The organism is Natronorubrum sediminis (assembly GCF_900108095.1).
GTDB lineage: Archaea > Halobacteriota > Halobacteria > Halobacteriales > Natrialbaceae > Natronorubrum > Natronorubrum sediminis.
In genome coordinates this window covers 179,747-198,194 of record NZ_FNWL01000003.1, presented here as the reverse complement: position 1 = coordinate 198,194, position 18,448 = coordinate 179,747, and the positions used below count along the sequence as shown (strand labels likewise).

The following is an 18,448-nucleotide window of genomic DNA, read 5'->3' as shown; positions in this document are numbered from 1 at the left end:
GAGAACCAGGCGAGACGGGTCGACCGACTCGAGTCAGCGACGCCGCCGGGTCAACTCGGCGAGGGGTCGTCGGCGGCCCCTCGATTGCGAGCGCGAACGAACGCCACCACGGCGTAGACGATCGGCGTATCGACGACGGCAATCGCGAGTTTCAACAGGTACTGACCGACCATCAAGGCGAGCACTTCACTCGCACCCAGGCTCGGGCCGACGCCGAGTAGGGCTGGCGAGAGCGAGAACGCGATCGCGACAAAGATGACCGTGTCGATCGCCTGGCTGCTCGCCGTCGACGCGATGTTTCGAAGCCAGAGCTTCTCCCGACCCGTGTGGTCCCGAATTCGGTGGAAGATAATCACGTCCCAGTTCTGGCTCACGACGTAGGCAAAGAGGCTGCCGAGGACGATGTTCGTCGACGCGCCCAGGACGGCTTCGAACATCTCCGGGTCGATGCTCGAGACGTCGGCCGGGGCCGCAATCGTCGACCAGATGAGGAGGAGCACGACGAAGTTCATCGCGAAGGCGACGTTGACGACGACCTGTGCGGCCCGACGGCCGTAGAGTTCCGCGTAGCAGTCGCTGGCCAAGAACGTCAACGCGTACGCGAGCGCTGCGCCGGGCAAGACCAACTCTGCACCGGTAATCGGGAGTGAAACGGGCATGGGAAACGCGAGTACTTTCGAGGCCGTCACCTGCGCCGTCACCAACGCCGTCACGAAGAGCCCGATCAGCGCGACCTGCGTAATCGAGGGCGCTGGGGGCGTCTGCGAGTGCGAATCCGACTGGGTCATGCACACGGCGTATCCATCGGAGCTACCTAAACGGTTCGAGACGTCCTCGAGAAGTCACGAATCGGCAATCGCCTCGCAGTTATTGGCAGCCCGTTCACAGGATAGCGAGAAATGGGCGTGAGAAGAATTGGTGGTTTCAGCGTCCGTATCTCCCATCCCGTGTACGGCCACACCGCACCACGAGCGACGCTACGGCGCAATCGTCGTGTCTAAGGGAGATTCTATCAGCCCCAATATAGTTCCAAGTTCTCCAAACTACAGGACATTCTCCAACTATCCGCAGTTTTCAGCATTCGTTTGTCTGTTCTTCGAGAGGACGAGCACAACACAACTGTTATACGTGTCCCGGGGTTTGTTTTGGATGCAATGGCGAAAGGAAACGTTGATTTCTTCAACGACACAGGCGGCTACGGTTTCATTGAGACGGACGACGCAGACGACGACGTTTTCTTCCACATGGAAGACGTTGGCGGTCCGGACCTCGAAGAAGGTACAGAGATCGAATTCGACATCGAACAGGCCCCAAAAGGCCCCCGCGCCACCAACGTCACCCGCCTGTAACACGGCTAATCACGTTCGGTAACGGGTTTCACAGTTTACCAACCATTCTTCGGACAGTGTACGTGGATACTGGCGAGTAATGCAGCCGACCCGATACTCGGGGACGGCGCTCGACTTACTCGCATAGGTAACTCGACATCGCGACCCCACACGAACACTCGACACTCACCATTCACCACTGGCACCTATCCTCGAGTCAGAGAGTCGTTCTCGAGTGTCATTCACACTCGTTGTCTTCCGCATAAAATATGTCGAGAGTACAACTACAGTGGTGGCATTCAGTTGGTCGAACCTGGAAATGAGCCGTGGATAGCGGCCGGGATTGTTTTATGCAGTGCAATCCGCCCCATCTGGGTTCGAAAAGACGATAGTATCCGTTATGCGGAGTATATTGACGATTTTTGAACAGTTTCGAAAACCGACGTGTAATTGCCCGTTACCGGCAGTGAACTGGATATTCACCAGTTGTCTCTCAGTTAGACCGTCACCACAGTAAAGAAACAGTTGATACGAGAACGATAACAAATAGTCGGACAGTTGGTGTGTCGTCTGTGGTTGTAACATGGACGATTTGACCGGATTTCAGCGCGATCTTCTGTACGTGATCGCCGGAGCTGACGAGCCGTCTGGGCAGGAAGTAAAGGACGAAATCGAGACGTATTACAACAGCGAGATCAACCACGGCCGGTTGTATCCCAATCTCGATACGCTCGTCAACAAGGAACTCGTCGAAAAGGGCCAACTCGATCGCCGAACGAACTACTACGCGCTCGGCGATCAAGGCCTCGATCAGATCAAAGACCGACGATCGTGGGAACAACAGTACCTCGAGTGATCCCGCTCGAGTAATCGAGTGGGTTCTCGGCCGTCGACGTCGCACAGACACACCATGGTGCGACGTCGCTCTCTCTTTCTCGAGTAGAACAATCTGTACTTAACGGGGCCGCACTCGAGGCCACAGAAGGCCATTCAAGCCGTAGAAAGCAACTCAGGCTCAGGCGAACAACTGCCGCGCATCGTCCAACGCCGCGACCAACTCGTCGATTTCTTCGCGCGTATTATACACGTAGAACGACGCTCGAGTCGACGCCGGAACGCCCAGTTTGTCGTGGAGTGGCTGCGTACAGTGATCGCCGGCGCGGACGGCGACCGTGTGGTCGTTCATGATCGAGGTGAGGTCGTGAGCGTGGACGCCCTCGAGGTTGAAGCTCACCAGACCGCCGCGGTCGGGGCCGCCTTCGGGGCCGTAGATCTCGACGTCGCCTTCGGCCTCGAGTCGGTCGTAGGCGTAGGCAGCGAGTTCCTCCTCGTGGGCCTGAATGCGATCCATGCCGATTTCCTCGAGCCAGTCGATCGCGGCCTCGAGTCCAACGGCTTCGGCGATTGGCGGCGTCCCGGGTTCGAACTTCCATGGGAGGTCGCCCCACGTCGAGTCCTCGAACGTGACCTTGCGGATCATGCCGCCGCCGTAGAGGTAGGGCTCCATTTCCTCGAGCAGTTCCTGTTTACCGTAGAGGACGCCGATGCCAGTTGGGCCGGCCATCTTGTGCCCCGAGAAGGCGTAGAAGTCGGCGTCGATCTCGCTCACGTCGACGGGTCGGTTGGGGACGGCCTGTGCGCCGTCGATAAAGGAGAGAGCGTCGTGTTCGTGGGCGAGGTCGGTGAGTTCGGAGACGGGGTTGACGGTGCCGAGCGTGTTCGAGACGTGGACCGCGGAGACGATGGCCGCGTCGTCGTCGATCAGTTCGCGGGCGTGATCCATATCGAGTCGCCCGGTGTCGTCGACGCGAATGTACTCGACCTCGGCACCGGTCTGTTTGGCGATCTGTTGCCAGGTGACGAGCGACGCGTGGTGTTCCATCTCCGTGAGGACCACGCGGTCGCCGGCCTCGAGTTCGTTCAGTCCCCAGGCGTAAGCGATGAGGTTCTCGCCTTCGGTCGTGTTCTTCGTGAAAATGATTTCCTCGCGGCCGTCGGCGTCGATAAAGTCGGCAACGCGGTCGTGGGCTGATTCGTAGCGTTCGGAGGCTTCCTGGCTCAGGTGGTGGATACCGCGGTGGACGTTCGCGTTGTGCCGGCGGTAGTACTCGCTCATCGCGTCGACGACCGGATCCGGCGTCTGTGTCGTCGCCGCGTTGTCGAGGTAGACGACCTGCTGGCCGTCGAATTCCCGCTCGAGAATGGGGAACGCATCGCGGATGGACTCGACGTCGAGACCCTCGAAATTCTGATGGCTCATTACGTACGAGGAGGGACTCGAGACAAAACACTCCTTCGGTCCGTGACAGGGCGAGGGTGTGAAAATCGAAACGCTCGGCGTGAGGAGACGTGCGGACGTCGAACGGTTGCTCGAGGAGAACGCGTCAAAAGGGGGGACCGAAGATGTGAACGGACTGGTGGGTGGGTGCCTCAGCAGGGACGGCTAACCAACCACTGTTCGTGCCCTGCCAATTAGACTGTTCAGCGCAAGGACCATATCAGTATTTCCAAAATAGTTTGGCTACATTGAATCTGTTCCGAAAAATAGCGCAGGATGAGTTTTGGATTCCGACATGCAACGGTTCTCGATGTCCGAACGGAGCACCCGACTAATTATATGCAATACATGTGAACGGACAGATACGATGCCTGTGATTAAAACGTCGGGACTCACGAAAACGTACGGTGAGTTAACCGCCGTCGACACCCTCGATTTGAGCGTCGAGTACGGAGAGGTCTTCGGGTTTTTGGGGCCAAACGGGGCCGGTAAATCCACGACCATCAATATGTTGCTCGATTTCGCTCGACCGACGGCGGGGACGGCGACGGTACTGGGCTACGACACACAAGCGGAAGCCGACGCGATCAGTCCCCGCGTCGGGGTCCTTCCGGAAGGATTCGACATCTATCCGCGCCTCTCGGGTCGTCGTCACCTCGAGTTCGCGATCGAAACCAAAGCCGCCGACGACGACCCCGACAGGATCCTCGAGCGCGTCGGGTTGTCTGGCGACGACGCGAGTAGACCGGCTGGTGGCTACTCCAAGGGAATGCGTCAACGGCTCGCGACGGGCATGGCCCTCGTCGGCGATCCCGATTTGTTGATCATGGACGAACCCACGTCCGGGCTCGACCCACACGGGATCCGCGAGATGCAAGCTCTCGTCCGTTCGGAAGCCGAACGCGGAACGACCGTCTTCTTCTCGAGTCACATTCTCGAACACGTCGAGGCGGTCTGCGATCGAATCGGCGTCTTGAACGAGGGGCGACTGGTCGCCGTCGACACGATCGACGGTCTTCGCGAATCCATCGGCGGCGGCGCGACGATGGAACTGACGCTTTCCGACCCTGTCGACGACCTCTCCGACGTCGCTTGTTCGGTTTCCGGGATTAGCGAGGTCAGTGCAACCGAACACAGCCTCGAGTGTACCATCACCGACCCGACGGCGAAAGCGACCGTCATCACGGAACTCGACGCCGCGGGCGCGACGATACGCGACGTACAGATCGAGGACGTCTCGCTCGAGACGCTATTCACCGCGTTGACGAACGGCGACGAAGCCGGAGACGCGTCTGAATCACCGGCAAGTGCCGTCGCGACCGAATCCGAGGTGGCGAGATGAGTTCCCACATCACCACCGTCGCCCGCAAAGAGTTCGAGGACGCCGGGCGATCGAAGCTCCTCTGGGTGCTTGTAACGTTGCTCGTCGGAATCGTCGTCGTCGGGTACACGGCGGTCTGGTACACCGGAGGCGACGTCAGCGCGGACGAGATGCTCGGGTTTTTGGGCCTCCCGTTACAGACGATCATTCCGATCGCCGCGTTGATCACGGGCTACATGGCCGTCGTCGGCGAGCGACGCTCCGGGAGCATGAAGCTCCTACTCGGACTCCCGCCCAATCGCACCGACATCGTCTTCGGGAAGGTCCTCGGCCGAATGGCCGTCGTCGGGGCGGCCATCGTCCTCGCGTTCCTCGTCGCGCTCGTTCTCGGGGCAGTCCTTTTCGGCTCGGTCCCGCTTACGAGCATCCTCGCGTTCGCCGCCCTCACGCTGCTCTTCGGTCTCTCGTTCGCCGGCCTCGCCGTCGGCGTCTCCGCCGGCGTCGACTCACGCGGAAAATCTATGGCGCTCGTCGTCGGCCTCTACATGATCTTCGTCGCCCTCTGGGAACTCCTCACGGCCGGCCCCTACTACCTCATCTACGGCAACGGGCCGCCCGTCGAAGCCCAGACGTGGTACCTGCTCCTCGAGCAGTTCAACCCGATCACGAGTTACACGACGATGGCGAGCAACGTCGTCGACGGCGAAGTCGTCCCCTTCGCGTTCCAGTACGGACTCGAGGACTGGGAAGCTGGGCAGATGACGCCAGCCGAGCGCTACGGCGACGGTGCGCCGTTCTATCTGGACGATTGGTTCGGCATCGTCGTCTTAATGTTCTGGCTGGTCGTTCCCATCGCGATCGGTTACTACCGGTTCAAAAGAGCGGATCTCTGAGCGACTTCGATACCGCCAGCCTCGAATCAAAGCCGAAGCGTCTGCGCGTGAAGCGTCGATCCGATCTCGAGGACGTTCGCTTCGTCGACGAATCCTGCTTCGATCGCGAACTCGACCGAGCGCGTCCCGACGATGTTACTGACGGTCGCCCGTGCGAGGCTGTCGGCAACGGCCTCCTCGTCGACCACCTCGCCGCCGTAGAACTCCTCGGTGACGGTCAAGGAGACATCGTCTGTTTCGAACGTCTCGCCGAGGGCGTCCTCGTCGCAGACCGTGACCAACAACCCCTCCGGCGTCTCCTGTTCTGTGACGATCATCCGTTACTCGAGTCGCCACTCCTCGTCGCCGTTTTCGGAGTCGGCGTCGGGAGCGCTACGGCCGGGGTCGGTCAGATCCTGTGCGTCGAGATTCTCTCGAGGGGGCCCACCAGCCGGTCCGCCGGTGCCGGCAGCCTGTCCCTGGCCGTTCATCTCTCGACGTTCTTCCATGACGTCCTGTTCGGCCTGCTCGAGTAACGCGTTTGCCTCCTCTGCGATCTCTTCGGCTTCGTCGTACTCGCCTAACTCCTCGAGAATTTCGGCCTTTTCCTCGAGGACCTTCGCATTACGCAAGCCGAGGCGAATCGCGTTGTCGATGCAGTGCAGGGCGTCTTCTGCGAGGCCTCGTTCTGAGAGGAAGAAGGCTCGGTTGAACCAACCCTCGGCGAAGCGTTCGTCGATTTCGATGGCGCGTTCGGCGTGTTCGAGCGCTTGCGCCGTCTCGCCGAACTCCCAGAGTGCGTACGCGAGATTCGTCTCGGCCGTCGCGGCGTGCTCACTCGAGTCGTCCACCTCGAGCGCTTCGCGATGGGCACCGATCGCTTCGTCCCACTCCTCGAGTTCCGCGTGGGCGACGCCTTTGTTCACCCACGCTTCCTGTTCGATGCGTTCATCGTCGGCGAAACGCGCGGTCCGCTCGAACGCGGCAGTCGCCTGCTCAAAGCGGTTGATCTGCATGTAGTTGAGGCCGACGTCGAGTAACTCACTCGCCGCGACGTCGTCCTGATCGATGTTGTGCGAATCGAGCGTGTCGGTGACAACCCTGGAGTCGACGGGGTCGACCTTCGAGGGGTCGACGCCCAGTTCCGGCGGATCCAGATCGAATTCGTCGTAGGTGTCACCGAACCCCTCGCCTTCGGAGAATCGGTGGTCGCGATCGCCCTCTCGGTCAGTCATTGGCGGAATGTGGCGTCGAGGACTGTTAAGGGCTGCGACCTCGAGTGTTATTCCTGTTCGGTCGACCGATCGCGATTCGTCGCGACGTGTGCCACACAGACTAACCGTTGGGAGAGTGGTTAAATCACAGATCACACGGATTTAGTAAAGGTGAGAATTCATCGGAACCGCCATCGAAGCCAAAGACGCCAATGTCCACCCATAGACGTCCTCAAGCGCGTCGGGATCCACGACGCCGCCGATCAGACACCGAGTGGTTACTCGAAGGAAATGTCACAGCGACTCGTCCTCGGGATGGCCCTCATCGGCGAACCGGGCCTACTCGTTCTCGAGAGTCCGAACGAGAGCGGAGCGAAACTGAGCTATCGTCTGTTTTCTCGAGTCACCGGCGTTGGTATGTGAACGAAGAAATAGCAGGAATTTAATAGAACATGCTGGTACGACCACCCGAATGTCTCCGTGTGATGACACCTCCGGACCGACGCCGACGCCCGATACATCGAGTACGCAGCGCCCCGTTTCACGACCGTTCACTCGACGACGCGTTCTTACCGTCGGGGCCACTGCGGCAGTGGCTTCCGTAGCCGGCTGTTCGAGCGCCGTCGACTTCCTCGCAGACATGACCTTAGAGGAGGTAAACGTATTCAACGGAGCCGACGAGCCGATTAGCGGGACGATCGAAATCGTCGACCCGGACGGCGACGTCGCACTCGAGGAGTCGTTCGACCTCGAGCGAGACCGTGACGGCGACGACGAGGACAACGATGGGGCCGCGTTTTACGACGATACCTGGTCTGAAGCCGGCGAGTACGAGGTCAGCGTCGAACTCGAGGACGAACCCGACGAGGCGAGTGACGATGGCGAGTCAGCGGACGACGGGGAGGACAACGACGATGGCGACGATGGCGACGACAACGCCACTCCACTCGGTCCAGAACGAACCGACACCGTCACAATCGACGATCCGGACGAGGAGCGACTCGTGGTCGGCATTGCACAGGAAGGGCCAGGAGAGCTAATCAGCTTCCACATCATCGAAGATTTCTCCGAACTCGAGGACGAATTCGAGGGAGAGTTCGAGGAGTGAGGTGATGGGAAAGCCCACCCCACCGCCAAATCGTTGAAGAAGCACTCGAGCCTACGAACAGCACATGCGACTGTTCGTCAGCGTCGACCTTCCCGACGACCTCGCGGCGTCGATTGAGACCGTTCAAGACGAGTTACGCGATGCGAGTGGATTGCGGTTCACGGACCCCGAGCAGACGCACGTAACGCTCAAATTCCTCGGCGACGTCGGCGAGGGTCAGTTGGACGACCTCCGACGCGAACTCGCCGCTGCCGTTTCCGATGCGTCCGTCGAGCCGTTTTCCGCTCGCTTCGGTGGACTAGGCGTCTTCCCGAGCCTCGAGTACATCAGCGTCGTCTGGCTCGGCGTCGAAGCTGGAGGCGACTCGCTCACGCGACTCCACGAGGCCGTCGAATCGCGGACGGTCGCGATGGGATTCGAGCCGGAATCCCACGAGTTCACGCCACACGTGACGCTCGCCCGAATGGAACACGCCGGTGGAAAAGAACTCGTCCAGAACGTCGTCCGCGAGCGCGAACCGACGGTCGGAAAGATGCACGTCGATTCGATTCACCTGACCGAGAGCACGCTCACCGACGACGGGCCGACGTACTCGAGTGTCGACTCGTTCTCGCTCGAGTAAGCGGCCTCGAGAGCGACCAGCTCTCCAGAAACCAGGAGGTAGCGAGCGGAGTGAAAGGGCACGAACGAGCGACGCACGAGACGGCGAATGAACGACCGACGCGAGCGCACGGAGATCGCTACACGGCCGCGTGGGGTCGCCTTCGCACGCTGGCGCCGAGATGGACAACATTTTAAGCCACCGCGGGCTACGTCCGCCTACTATGGGTAAGAAAACGAAGGGCAAGAAAAAGCGTCTTGCCAAACTCGAGAACCAGAACAGCCGCGTTCCGGCGTGGGTTATGATGAAGACGGACATGGAAGTCCAGCGAAACCCAAAACGACGCAACTGGCGGCGTAACGACACCGACGAGTAACGATGAGTGCAAGTGATTTCGAGGAACGTGTCGTCACCGTTCCCCTGCGCGACGTCAAGAAAGGAGCCAACCACGAAGCCGCAGACCTCGCGATGCGACTCATCCGCGAACACCTCGCAAAACACTTCTCCGTCGACGAGGAGGCGATCCGACTGGATCCCTCGATCAACGAGGAAGTGTGGTCACAGGGTCGTTCCAACCCGCCACGAAAACTTCGCGTTCGTGCGGCTCGCTTCGACGAAGACGGTGAGGCCGTCGTCGAGGCCGAGGTCGCCGACTAAATTTGCAACGACTCGCCTTCGTCGGGTCAGCCTACGTCGGCGTCTTCGCCCGTGCGACCGACACCTGCGTGCTCGTTCGACCGGACGTCGACGACGACACCGTCGCTGACCTGACCGACGAACTCGAGGTGCCCGCGATTCAGACGACCGTCGGCGGCTCCTCGACGGTCGGCGCGTTAGCGACGGGTAACGAGAACGGACTCCTCGTCAGTTCTCGTATTCTCGAGTATGAACGAGAACGACTCGAGGACGAAGTGGACGTTCCGGTGACGGAACTCTCCGGAAAGATCAACGCCGCGGGGAACGTCGTCCTCGCGAACGACTACGGTGCGTACGTCCATCCGGATCTCCCTCGAGAAACGATCCAGACGATCAAAGACACGCTCGAGGTGCCCGTCGAACGCGGCGACCTCGCGGGTGTTCGCACCGTCGGCACCGCCGCCGTCGCGACCAACTCCGGGGTGCTCTGTCACCCGAAAGCGACCGACGAGGAACTCGACTTCCTCGAGGACGCACTCGACGTTCGCGCCGACGTCGGCACCGTCAACTACGGCGCGCCGCTTGTCGGCTCCGGACTGATCGCGAACGAAGCCGGCTACGTCATCGGCGAGGATACGACCGGACCCGAGCTGGGCCGGATCGAAGACGCGCTCGGCTATCTGGAGTAACACCCCATTTTCACGGGCTGGATCGCCCGTTCTCGATTTCTCGAAGAGCGATAGGAGCTACCACAAATCAGTGCACACCTGATCGCCGAACCGTCTGGTGAGCGGCGTGTGATCCGTTTCAGTTGGGACGACGGTGACGACACCACTCGAGGCTTCGAGTCTCCGCTTCCCAACGGCGCTATTCGTCGCCCTGGAGTTCGAACCGGTGGCGAACGACGTCGCTGTCGTCGTCCCACTCGAAGGAGTCGTGTGCGCGCTCGAGGAGTCGCTCGTAGGACGCGAGGTCGTCCATCCCTTCGGCCTGGGCGTCCGCGTCGGTCAGGTCGCCGAGCGTTCGTTCGGTTACGTCGGTTACCTCGAACGTCGTTCCCTCGATGGTGAACGTGTCGCCGACCTCAGCATACTGGTGGCCGCGGTGGATCTGGGTCACCTCGCCCTCGAGAACCTGCGTTTGCATGCGCTCGCTCGGGAGTAATTCGGCTGGCTCGAGTTGACTCATACTCGCTCGTGCGTGGGCCAGCGCAAAATCCGTTGTCACCGGCGAGTTCAGGTGAAGCGATTGCGTAACAGGGAGTCCAAAATCGGCATACACCTGCACTAACGGACCTCTCCTGAAGAGTTATACGAGTGGATAGTGAGATGAAATGTATGGTTCTCCAATCAGTCTTCGCCCGGATCAAGACCGGGTTCACGATTGCGAAAGCGTCGTTCGGCGTCCTTCGCAGCGAGAAGTGGCTGCTCGTGTTTCCGCTGTTATACGGGCTCACGTGGACTGTCGGAATCGCCCTCCTCATCGCCGGTCTCCTGGTCGCGTTGGTCGGTGCCGGCATCGGCATCGGCGTCCTCGAGCAGTTCACCGGCGCGTCCGACGGCACGGTCGACGGCGTGTTTCAGGTCGTCGCACTCGTCGCCTCCTTCGGCGTGATGTTCGTCGCGACCGCCGTCGCGACGTTCTTCAGCGCGGCGCTCGTCCATTCCGTCGGAAAACTGTTTCAGGGCGAAGAGACGAGCGTCCGAGACGGACTCGCCGGTGCGTGGGAGTCCCACCGAACGATTCTCGCGTGGGGTGTCGTCGGTGCAGTCGTCGGTCTCGTCTTCCAGGCCCTCGAGAGCCGAGACGGACTGGGCGCACAGATCGCTCGAGGAATCGCCGGCTTCGCCTGGTTTGCGATGACGTTTTTCATCGTTCCGGTGATCGTCTTTCAGGACGGTGGCGTCCGAGAGTCGATGCGCGAGAGCGTCACGACGTTCCGCGAGACGTGGGGCGAAGTCGGCGGCGTCAGCCTCGGTATCGGCCTCGTCATCGTTCCGCTCGCGCTGGTCGTTCTCGCGACGGGAATCGGAGCACCGCTGTTCTTCCTCGAGGACCCCAGTGGCGTATTGCCCTACTCGGTCGCGGTGACGATCCTCCTGTTGGGCGCGCTCGTCGTCGTCCACACTGCTGCGACGGCAATCGCGAAAACGGCACTCTACCAGTACGCAGACGGCGGCGAACTGCCACCACAGTTCGACGGAATCGACCCGCAGAGCCTCGCCACGCGAAGGCGAGGCTCGAAGTCGGTGTCGAGTGACCCGTCCGGCCAACAGCCCGGACAGATCTGAGGCGATCAATGTCGGGAGTCGAACACTCCTGACTCCGATGGAAGGGAAGATTCTTCCGACTGCCTGCCGGAGTGAGAGACATGAATCAATATACGGTCACCGGCCGGTTCAAGAACCGCGACGGGTACGCGTCGTTCGAAACGACGATCGACGCCGTAAACGAATCTGTCGCACGAGAACACGCGCTCTCCCAGTTCGGGAGCGAACACGGACTCAAGCGAACGGAAATCGACCTCGAAGAGGTGGCACAACGATGAGTCAACAACAACTTCAGCAACTGTCCCAGCAGCTTCAAGAGATCGAAGAGGAGATCGAAACGCTCGAGCAGAACGTCGAAGCGATCCGACAGCAAAAAGACGAAGCCGACGAGGCGACCGAGGCGCTCGAGACGCTCGAGACCGGATCGACCGTGCAGGTTCCGGTCGGCGGCGGTGCCTACCTTCGCGCGACGGTCGAGGACATCGACGAAGTGATCGTCGAACTCGGTGCAGACTACGCCGCGGAGTTCGAACAGGACGACGCGATCGACGCCCTCGAGAGCAAACAGGAGAATCTCGACGACCGAATCGACGAGGTCAACGGCGAGATTTCTGAGTTGCAGTCTGAAAGTGACGAACTCGAACAGCAGGCCCAACAGCTCCAACAGCAGGCGATGCAACAGCAGATGCAACAGATGCAGGGCCAGAACCCCGACGAATAACGTCGGGCGACTATCCGCATCATGTTCGATAATTTGAAGGAGAAACTCGGGAGCTTCCGCAAAGACGCCGAAGCGGCGGCTGAGGAGAACGTCGAGGAAGTCGACGACGAGGAAGAACTCGAGGACGAAGACTCCGAGGTTGCCGAAGAGACGACAGCACCCGAGCCGTCGGACGCCCCAGCAGCGACTGCGGAGTCGACTGGAGACGCACCCAGCGCGCGAGAAGACGATCACGAGCCGGCGGATGCACCCGAGACGCGGGAAACGGCGACTGCGAGCGACGAGACGGCTGTCGCGACGAGCGAATCAGCGCTCGAGAACGAGTCCCAGGGTGAGGACGCTTCGACCGAGACTGTCGACGACACGCCAGCGGTGGCGTCGGAAACCCCCGCCGCAGACACCGTCGACGAGGCCTCGGAACCGACCCACGAGGAGTCGGACGTCGACGAGGAGACACCGGAAAGCGAAGCGATCGAGGACGACGACATCGAGGTCGGCGAGACCGAGGACGCAGCGGGTGCTTCGGTCGCAGACGGCACTGAAGACGACGACACAGCGGACGCAGACGAGGATAACGGAACCGGCTTCGGTGCAAAAGCGCGCTCGCTCGTCAAGGGTAAGTTCGTCATCGAGGAGGACGACCTCGAGGGCCCACTTCAGGAACTCGAGTTGGCGTTGCTCTCGAGTGACGTGGAGATGAACGTTGCCCAGGAGATTCTCGACAACATTCGCGAGGAACTGATCGGCGAGACACGGACGTTTACGACCTCGACGGGTGCAGTCGTCGAGGAAGCACTGCACGACGCGATCTACGACGTCATCAGCGTCGGCCAGTTCGACTTCGAAGAACGTCTCGCGGCCGAGGACGCGCCGGTGACGATCATCTTTACCGGCGTCAACGGGGTCGGAAAGACGACATCGATCGCCAAACTCAGTCAGTATCTCGAGGAACGAGGGTACTCCTCGGTGATGGCGAACGGCGATACGTACCGCGCCGGAGCGAACGAGCAGATCCAAGAGCACGCGGACGCGCTCGACACGAAACTCATCAGTCACGAACAAGGCGGCGACCCCGCCGCCGTGTTGTACGACGCCGTCGAGTACGCCGAAGCGAACGACATCGACGTCGTCTTGGGCGATACGGCAGGGCGACTCCACACCGACGAAGGACTGATGGACCAACTCGAGAAGATTGGTCGAGTCGTCGACCCCGATATGACGCTGTTCGTCGACGAAGCGGTCGCCGGACAGGATGCGGTCAATCGTGCTCGCGAGTTCGACGAGGCTGCCGAAATCGACGGTGCAATCTTGACGAAAGCCGACGCCGACTCGAACGGCGGTGCCGCGATTTCGATCGCTCACGTCACCGGGAAGCCGATCCTCTTCTTGGGTGTCGGACAGGGCTACGACGACATCGAGCGCTTCGATCCGGACGAGATGATCGATCGGTTGCTCGAAGACGACGTGTAGCCGCCGAACCCAGCCCCTTTTTTAGATCGTCGAGAGACCGTACCAGTCCACGAGTGACTGTCACGAGCGAGCGAGTAAACGAAAAGCCCATAATACAGGTAACTTAGTTTACAGTATGCGAACTCCCCGGACTCGTCGGTCCCTCCTGTCGTCAGTACTGCCGGTTACAGCGGCCCTCGCCGGTTGTTTCGACGGACAACTCGCACGCACAGATGACGACGATGCGGAGTTGGTTTCACCCGACGAGTACGACTGTGGCGACCGTGACCGTCCGGATCCCGAGGAACCCACACCCAGCGAGACGCTCGAGCGGGTCTCGTATCCGACGACTCCGGAGTCGGTGAGCGACGACGCCGAGACGTACGCACTCGGGTTCGAGCAGGCCTATCGGCAAAACGCCTTCCTCGAGGAGTATGGCTCGGAAGCACACGACGTTCACTTCGACCTAGAGCGAAATCGGCTGACCGAAATTGAGGGGAACCCAGATGTCGAGTCGGATGCAGAGATGGAGACGGACGCGGTGATGGTGTCGATCGTCTACAACCATACGACGGCGACCTCACAGGGGTCGAACCCGACCGAACGAGGGACGCGCGTCACCTATTATATCGACGAAAACGTCACGATTCGGGCACGAAATCAGGGTATCGCCGACGAACCCGAGTTCGAACCCGATCCGCGTGGGGAGACCGGCACCGTCGTCGCGTGTTCGGAGTAACGCCGAATTGGGCCCTCGACTGTCGTTTCTCGAGCGATGGAGACAGTGCTGAGGAGCGAGTACGACGGTTGAGGTCGGGCCAGGAGTCGACTCGAACCGTCCGCATTCGTACCGGCAATCGTGTCCGCTACCAGTGACGGATCTCACCGGGTGCCACTGGATCGGCACGTCTCAGTTGCGATAGACCGTAAATCCAGTCGGCAGCGAGTGGTGTGTCGATCCGAACGGGGCAAGAGTTGCTGGTGGAGCGGACCGACGTCAGGATTCGCCGAATTGCAGGCTGGTATAGGGTTCGGGTGTGAGTACTTGCTACTAGATGACTGTACGAGAGACGGCACTCACAGTGTCTGCCATTTGGGAGACACACCGGCGGTGGTTCAGATGAATACGACGGAGCAGTACAAACAGAACAAACATCCCCTCGACGTGATCGACGACGTCTACGAGTACGCAGAAGACGGACTCTCCTTCGAAGAAATCGAAGAGCGAGCCGGTGACGGCGAGTGGGAGCGCTTGAAGTGGGCCGGCATGTACGCCCAGAAACAGGAGGGGTACTTCATGATCCGGACGAAGGTTCCGGGCGGAAAGCTCACGCCCGAACAGGCCGAGGTTATCGGCGAAGTGACCGACGACCTCGCCGTCGCACCCGAGGAGTACGGCGGGGAAGAGCAAAACGAACTGTGGGGTGACGCCTACCTCGACATCACGACCCGTCAGGACATCCAGAAACACTGGATTCGCGTCGAGGACGTGCCCGAAATGTGGGATCGATACGACGAAGTCGGCCTGACGACGGTCCAAGGCTGTGGCGACTCCGCCCGGAACGTTCTCGGCTGTCCCGCTGCCGGTCTCGACGACCACGAGTGTTTCAACGCCCAGCCGGTCGTCGACGCCGTCTCCGAGTTCTTCACGGGCAACCGCGAGTACGCGAACCTTCCGCGGAAGTTCAAGCTCACGATCACGGGCTGTGCCCACGACTGCGCGCAGTCTCAGATCAACGACATCGGACTCGTCCCCGCGAAGAAAGAACTCGAGGGAGAGCATCGTTACGGCTTCCACGCTCGCGTCGGTGGCGGCCTCTCTGACGGCCCGCGAATGGGCTCTGAACTCGACCTCTTCATCGAGCCAGAACACGCCGTCGAGTTCTGTCGCGCCGTCGCACAGACGTTTAAAGAGATCGGCGACCGAAACAACCGCGGCGTCTGCCGCATGCGATACCTCGTCGAGCAACTCGGCCCCGAGAAGTTCGAGGAAGCGATCCGCGACCGAACTAGCCTCGAGTTCCCGACTGCGGGTCAGAACCTGACCGTCGGCTATCAGGACGACCACGTCGGCGTCCACGATCAGAAACAGGAGGGGCTGCAGTACGTCGGCTTCAACGTCGTCGCCGGCCGAATGGGCGGCACCGAGTTCGCCGAAGCCGCTCGCGCGGCCAAAAAGTACGGCACAGAGGACGCCTCCGTGCGCCTCGCGACCGACCAGAACTTCCTCATCAGCCACATCCCCGAGGAGAACGTCGAGGACCTCCTCGCGGAGCCGTTCGCCGCGGACTACCAGCCCGATCCCGGCGCGTTCTCCCGCGGTGCCGTCGGCTGTACCGGCAGCGAGTTCTGTAACTACGCGATCATCGAGACCAAAAAGCGAACCAAGCGCTGGGCTCGCGAACTCGACGAGCGCATCGACGTCCCCGACGATATCGAGGCCATCCGAATGCACATGTCCGGCTGCTCCGCCTCCTGTGCGCAGCCCCAGATCGCGGACATCGGCTTCCGTGGCGAGACCGTCAAAATCGACGAAGACGGCGAGTCCGACATCGTCGAAGGCATGGACTTCGGCCTCGGTGGTTCACTCGGCGCGGACAACGAGTTCCTCGATTGGATCGAGAGCGCCGTTCCCGCCGATTCCGTGATTCCGGCCTTAGAGCAGTTGTTCGAGGCCTACAACGCCGACCGCCACGACGGCGAGGAGTTCTACGAGTGGTGTCGCCGCGTCGACAACGGACGACTCCGCACAATCATGCAAGGGGCAGAGGCCCCGGTTGCTGGAGGTGTTGCCCATGGGGATTGACAATGAGAACGAGCGAAGCGAGTTCTCAGAGACGCGAGCGGAAGCGGAGCGACACGCGAGCTACGAGGACGAACGCAGTGAGTCCTCGAATGAAGTGAGTAGCGCGGAGCGAAGCTCCGCGGACCGTTCGAGCGGGCGAAGCCCGCGAGAAGACGGCGAAGCCGCGAGCCGCGAGGACGAACGGACGTTCCCCGGTGTTCCCGAGTCCCAGACGGACGACGACGAAGCCGTCATGTTCCCTGAATCGGGCAGCGCCGCGCCGCGGTCCCGCGAGGGAACGGATCACGCTCGAGCGGGCGCAGTTCAGACTGGCGCGGACGACGCCAGCGGCGGCAGTTGCTCGCCGAACACCTGCTCGTGCGGCGAGAAGACCGCGGATTCGTCGCCACAAGAGCAGGACGCGTCGTCACACTCACAGGACCAGCGCGTCGCGACGGACGGGGCGGGTGTGGCGAACGTCGACGAGATGGGCGAACTCGGCGATCTCGAATTCACCGAACCCGCTGAAAACGTCAGTCAGGACGTCTACGACGACTCGCCGGATACGCGCGTCGGCGTGCCAGATGGCGTCGACCTCGAGACGCCCGACTACTCGATTCGCTCGGAGATGAACGATATCGAGACGCCCGACGAGAAGACCTGGTTCATGGAACTGGACGAGGCCGTCATCGACGAGGGCCGGTGTATCCAGTGTGGGACCTGTGTTGCCGCCTGTCCCTCCGACTCCATCGGCGTCGGCGAGGACGACCTGCCGGAACTCGTCAAGATGTGTACCGGCTGTTCGCTCTGTTGGGACTTCTGTCCCCGCGGCGGCATGCGCTATGAACGCCAGTGGAAGATCACCGGCGGCGAGGACAACGTCAAGGGTGCTGGCGACCCGATTACGGAGTTCTCGGCGAAGGTCGACGACGACTGGACCGACAGCGCACAAGACGGCGGCGTCGTCACCGGTATCCTCGCGACCCTGCTCGAGGAAGGCGAAATCGACGGCGCGCTGATCGCGACCGAGAGCGACGAAGAGGCCTGGAAGGCCGAGAGCTTCCTCGCGACTACGGAACAGGAGCTCATCGAGAACGCGGGGACGGTCTACAACCAGACGCTCGCACTCGGCAACCTCGACCTGAAACAGTGGGAGCACAAGCTCCCCGACAAGGACTGGGACGACCTCTCGCTCGCCTTAGTCGGCACGCCGTGTGAGATCGAAGGCATCCGCGCCCTGCAGGACTTCGAGTGGGACTATCAGGCCCAGAACGAGGGCATCCGAGCCGTCGACTACACCATCTCGCTCATGTGTACGAAGAACTTCAACTACTACAGCCTCATGGGCGAGCAGTTGGAGGAAAAACGCAACATCTCACCCGACGAAATCGGCAAGATGGACGTCCTCCACGGCAAGATGATGGTCTACGACCACGACGGGAACATGATCGTCGAGGAAGACGTCGAGAACTTCCACGACGCCGCACTCAAAGGCTGTGACGAGTGTGCGGACTTCACCGGCTTCTGTTCGGACATCACCGTCGGCTCCGTCGGGAGCTCCGACGAGTACTCGAGCGTCATCCTCCGAACCGAACAGGGCGTGAAGGCGTGGGAGCTCACCGAGCCGAAACTCGACTACCACGACCTCGAAGACAAGTCGGCGGTCGGCAAGCTCCAGGGCTGGGACAAGAAGAAGGCCTTCGAGAGTCTCGAGCGACCGTTCGATCCCGACGCACCGCGATTCATCGACTACACGGATCACGCCGAGCGCTACGGGACGGCACTGAACCCGCACGATCAGGGTCACTGAACGGGTTCGGGTTGCCGAGCGATTTTCGCTGTTGTGCGCTCTTTTCGACGCACGT

General features: G+C 61.1%; 21 protein-coding genes and 1 pseudogene. 17 read left to right on the top strand and 5 right to left on the bottom strand.

What is annotated here, in order from left to right; all coding sequences use genetic code 11:
• Positions 1–50 precede the first annotated feature (50 nt).
• A complete protein-coding gene (locus BLW62_RS14595; RefSeq protein WP_090507771.1) occupies positions 51–788 on the bottom strand; it encodes a queuosine precursor transporter in 738 nt (245 codons plus the stop codon).
• 366 nt (positions 789–1,154) lie between these two features.
• Between BLW62_RS14595 and BLW62_RS14590 the strand changes: the two genes are divergently transcribed.
• A complete protein-coding gene (locus tag BLW62_RS14590) occupies positions 1,155–1,349 on the top strand; it encodes a cold-shock protein (RefSeq protein WP_006182670.1) in 195 nt (64 codons plus the stop codon).
• 562 nt (positions 1,350–1,911) lie between these two features.
• Positions 1,912–2,184, top strand: a complete 273-nt coding sequence (locus BLW62_RS14585; RefSeq protein WP_076583876.1) for a PadR family transcriptional regulator — start codon at positions 1,912–1,914, stop codon at positions 2,182–2,184.
• Positions 2,185–2,343: 159 nt separating this feature from the next.
• On the opposite strand, the gene BLW62_RS14580 is transcribed toward BLW62_RS14585, so the two are convergent.
• The gene (locus BLW62_RS14580) at positions 2,344–3,588 is read right to left on the bottom strand and encodes an aminotransferase class V-fold PLP-dependent enzyme (RefSeq protein ID WP_090507770.1); all 1,245 of its coding nucleotides are present in this window, start codon (positions 3,586–3,588) and stop codon (positions 2,344–2,346) included.
• 385 nt (positions 3,589–3,973) lie between these two features.
• On the opposite strand from BLW62_RS14580, the gene BLW62_RS14575 reads away from it, so the two are divergent.
• Together BLW62_RS14575 and BLW62_RS14570 are read left to right on the top strand one after the other, a co-directional pair.
• Complete coding sequence (locus tag BLW62_RS14575) at positions 3,974–4,948, top strand: ABC transporter ATP-binding protein (RefSeq protein WP_090507769.1); 975 nt, start codon at positions 3,974–3,976, stop codon at positions 4,946–4,948.
• A complete protein-coding gene (locus BLW62_RS14570; protein ID WP_090507768.1) occupies positions 4,945–5,820 on the top strand; it encodes an ABC transporter permease subunit in 876 nt (291 codons plus the stop codon). Before BLW62_RS14575 ends, BLW62_RS14570 begins: the two co-directional genes overlap by 4 nt.
• Positions 5,821–5,846: 26 nt before the next feature.
• On the opposite strand, the gene BLW62_RS14565 is transcribed toward BLW62_RS14570, so the two are convergent.
• Both BLW62_RS14565 and BLW62_RS14560 read right to left on the bottom strand, forming a co-directional pair.
• Positions 5,847–6,137, bottom strand: coding sequence for a DUF424 domain-containing protein (locus tag BLW62_RS14565; protein ID WP_090507767.1), 291 nt, complete (start codon positions 6,135–6,137; stop codon positions 5,847–5,849).
• Between the two features lie 3 nt (positions 6,138–6,140).
• A complete protein-coding gene (locus BLW62_RS14560) occupies positions 6,141–7,034 on the bottom strand; it encodes a tetratricopeptide repeat protein (RefSeq protein WP_090507766.1) in 894 nt (297 codons plus the stop codon).
• A gap of 198 nt (positions 7,035–7,232) precedes the next feature.
• Here BLW62_RS14560 and BLW62_RS19225 point away from each other — a divergent pair.
• The 6 genes and pseudogenes from BLW62_RS19225 to BLW62_RS14530 form a co-directional block, all read left to right on the top strand.
• Positions 7,233–7,373, top strand: a pseudogene (locus BLW62_RS19225) (ABC transporter ATP-binding protein); the annotation flags it as partial.
• A 232-nt stretch (positions 7,374–7,605) separates the two neighbouring features.
• Positions 7,606–8,121: a hypothetical protein gene (locus BLW62_RS14550; RefSeq protein ID WP_090507765.1), complete on the top strand. Its 516-nt coding sequence runs from the start codon at positions 7,606–7,608 to the stop codon at positions 8,119–8,121.
• A gap of 64 nt (positions 8,122–8,185) precedes the next feature.
• Entirely contained in the window at positions 8,186–8,743 is a 558-nt protein-coding gene (thpR, locus tag BLW62_RS14545; protein WP_090507764.1) for an RNA 2',3'-cyclic phosphodiesterase, read from the top strand.
• 202 nt (positions 8,744–8,945) lie between these two features.
• Entirely contained in the window at positions 8,946–9,098 is a 153-nt protein-coding gene (locus BLW62_RS14540) for a 50S ribosomal protein L39e (RefSeq protein ID WP_006092547.1), read from the top strand.
• Positions 9,099–9,100: 2 nt separating this feature from the next.
• Entirely contained in the window at positions 9,101–9,379 is a 279-nt protein-coding gene (locus tag BLW62_RS14535; protein ID WP_090507763.1) for a 50S ribosomal protein L31e, read from the top strand.
• 2 nt (positions 9,380–9,381) lie between these two features.
• A complete protein-coding gene (locus BLW62_RS14530; protein WP_090507762.1) occupies positions 9,382–10,047 on the top strand; it encodes a translation initiation factor IF-6 in 666 nt (221 codons plus the stop codon).
• A 178-nt stretch (positions 10,048–10,225) separates the two neighbouring features.
• Here BLW62_RS14530 and BLW62_RS14525 read toward each other — a convergent pair whose 3' ends face one another.
• Positions 10,226–10,546, bottom strand: coding sequence for an ASCH domain-containing protein (locus BLW62_RS14525; RefSeq protein WP_090507761.1), 321 nt, complete (start codon positions 10,544–10,546; stop codon positions 10,226–10,228).
• 149 nt (positions 10,547–10,695) lie between these two features.
• Here BLW62_RS14525 and BLW62_RS14520 point away from each other — a divergent pair, with 149 nt between their 5' ends.
• The 7 genes from BLW62_RS14520 to BLW62_RS14490 all read left to right on the top strand — a co-directional run bounded on the left by BLW62_RS14520 (position 10,696) and on the right by BLW62_RS14490 (position 18,393).
• Positions 10,696–11,649, top strand: a complete 954-nt coding sequence (locus BLW62_RS14520; protein ID WP_090507760.1) for a DUF6159 family protein — start codon at positions 10,696–10,698, stop codon at positions 11,647–11,649.
• Between the two features lie 80 nt (positions 11,650–11,729).
• On the top strand, positions 11,730–11,906 hold the full coding sequence (gene rpl18a, locus BLW62_RS14515; RefSeq protein WP_090507759.1) for a 50S ribosomal protein L18Ae: 177 nt from the start codon (positions 11,730–11,732) through the stop codon (positions 11,904–11,906).
• A complete protein-coding gene (pfdA, locus tag BLW62_RS14510; RefSeq protein ID WP_076583852.1) occupies positions 11,903–12,349 on the top strand; it encodes a prefoldin subunit alpha in 447 nt (148 codons plus the stop codon). Before rpl18a ends, pfdA begins: the two co-directional genes overlap by 4 nt.
• Positions 12,350–12,370: 21 nt before the next feature.
• Positions 12,371–13,819: a signal recognition particle-docking protein FtsY gene (ftsY, locus tag BLW62_RS14505; protein WP_090507758.1), complete on the top strand. Its 1,449-nt coding sequence runs from the start codon at positions 12,371–12,373 to the stop codon at positions 13,817–13,819.
• A gap of 115 nt (positions 13,820–13,934) precedes the next feature.
• Positions 13,935–14,537: a hypothetical protein gene (locus tag BLW62_RS14500; RefSeq protein ID WP_090507757.1), complete on the top strand. Its 603-nt coding sequence runs from the start codon at positions 13,935–13,937 to the stop codon at positions 14,535–14,537.
• Positions 14,538–14,918: 381 nt separating this feature from the next.
• Entirely contained in the window at positions 14,919–16,604 is a 1,686-nt protein-coding gene (locus BLW62_RS14495; RefSeq protein WP_090507756.1) for a nitrite/sulfite reductase, read from the top strand.
• Entirely contained in the window at positions 16,594–18,393 is a 1,800-nt protein-coding gene (locus tag BLW62_RS14490; RefSeq protein ID WP_090507755.1) for a Coenzyme F420 hydrogenase/dehydrogenase, beta subunit C-terminal domain, read from the top strand. The genes BLW62_RS14495 and BLW62_RS14490 overlap by 11 nt, the downstream gene beginning before the upstream one ends.
• Positions 18,394–18,448 lie beyond the last annotated feature (55 nt).

Excerpts from the sequence above, each read along its gene's own strand:
- BLW62_RS14595 (WP_090507771.1), bottom strand. The coding sequence starts at position 788 with ATGACCCAGTCGGATTCGCACTCGCAGACGCCCCCAGCGCCCTCGATT.
- BLW62_RS14590 (WP_006182670.1), top strand. The coding sequence starts at position 1,155 with ATGGCGAAAGGAAACGTTGATTTCTTCAACGACACAGGCGGCTACGGT.
- BLW62_RS14585 (WP_076583876.1), top strand. The coding sequence starts at position 1,912 with ATGGACGATTTGACCGGATTTCAGCGCGATCTTCTGTACGTGATCGCC.
- BLW62_RS14580 (WP_090507770.1), bottom strand. The coding sequence starts at position 3,588 with ATGAGCCATCAGAATTTCGAGGGTCTCGACGTCGAGTCCATCCGCGAT.
- BLW62_RS14575 (WP_090507769.1), top strand. The coding sequence starts at position 3,974 with ATGCCTGTGATTAAAACGTCGGGACTCACGAAAACGTACGGTGAGTTA.
- BLW62_RS14570 (WP_090507768.1), top strand. The coding sequence starts at position 4,945 with ATGAGTTCCCACATCACCACCGTCGCCCGCAAAGAGTTCGAGGACGCC.
- BLW62_RS14565 (WP_090507767.1), bottom strand. The coding sequence starts at position 6,137 with ATGATCGTCACAGAACAGGAGACGCCGGAGGGGTTGTTGGTCACGGTC.
- BLW62_RS14560 (WP_090507766.1), bottom strand. The coding sequence starts at position 7,034 with ATGACTGACCGAGAGGGCGATCGCGACCACCGATTCTCCGAAGGCGAG.
- thpR (WP_090507764.1), top strand. The coding sequence starts at position 8,186 with ATGCGACTGTTCGTCAGCGTCGACCTTCCCGACGACCTCGCGGCGTCG.
- BLW62_RS14540 (WP_006092547.1), top strand. The coding sequence starts at position 8,946 with ATGGGTAAGAAAACGAAGGGCAAGAAAAAGCGTCTTGCCAAACTCGAG.
- BLW62_RS14535 (WP_090507763.1), top strand. The coding sequence starts at position 9,101 with ATGAGTGCAAGTGATTTCGAGGAACGTGTCGTCACCGTTCCCCTGCGC.
- BLW62_RS14525 (WP_090507761.1), bottom strand. The coding sequence starts at position 10,546 with ATGAGTCAACTCGAGCCAGCCGAATTACTCCCGAGCGAGCGCATGCAA.
- BLW62_RS14520 (WP_090507760.1), top strand. The coding sequence starts at position 10,696 with ATGGTTCTCCAATCAGTCTTCGCCCGGATCAAGACCGGGTTCACGATT.
- rpl18a (WP_090507759.1), top strand. The coding sequence starts at position 11,730 with ATGAATCAATATACGGTCACCGGCCGGTTCAAGAACCGCGACGGGTAC.
- pfdA (WP_076583852.1), top strand. The coding sequence starts at position 11,903 with ATGAGTCAACAACAACTTCAGCAACTGTCCCAGCAGCTTCAAGAGATC.
- ftsY (WP_090507758.1), top strand. The coding sequence starts at position 12,371 with ATGTTCGATAATTTGAAGGAGAAACTCGGGAGCTTCCGCAAAGACGCC.
- BLW62_RS14500 (WP_090507757.1), top strand. The coding sequence starts at position 13,935 with ATGCGAACTCCCCGGACTCGTCGGTCCCTCCTGTCGTCAGTACTGCCG.
- BLW62_RS14495 (WP_090507756.1), top strand. The coding sequence starts at position 14,919 with ATGAATACGACGGAGCAGTACAAACAGAACAAACATCCCCTCGACGTG.
- BLW62_RS14490 (WP_090507755.1), top strand. The coding sequence starts at position 16,594 with ATGGGGATTGACAATGAGAACGAGCGAAGCGAGTTCTCAGAGACGCGA.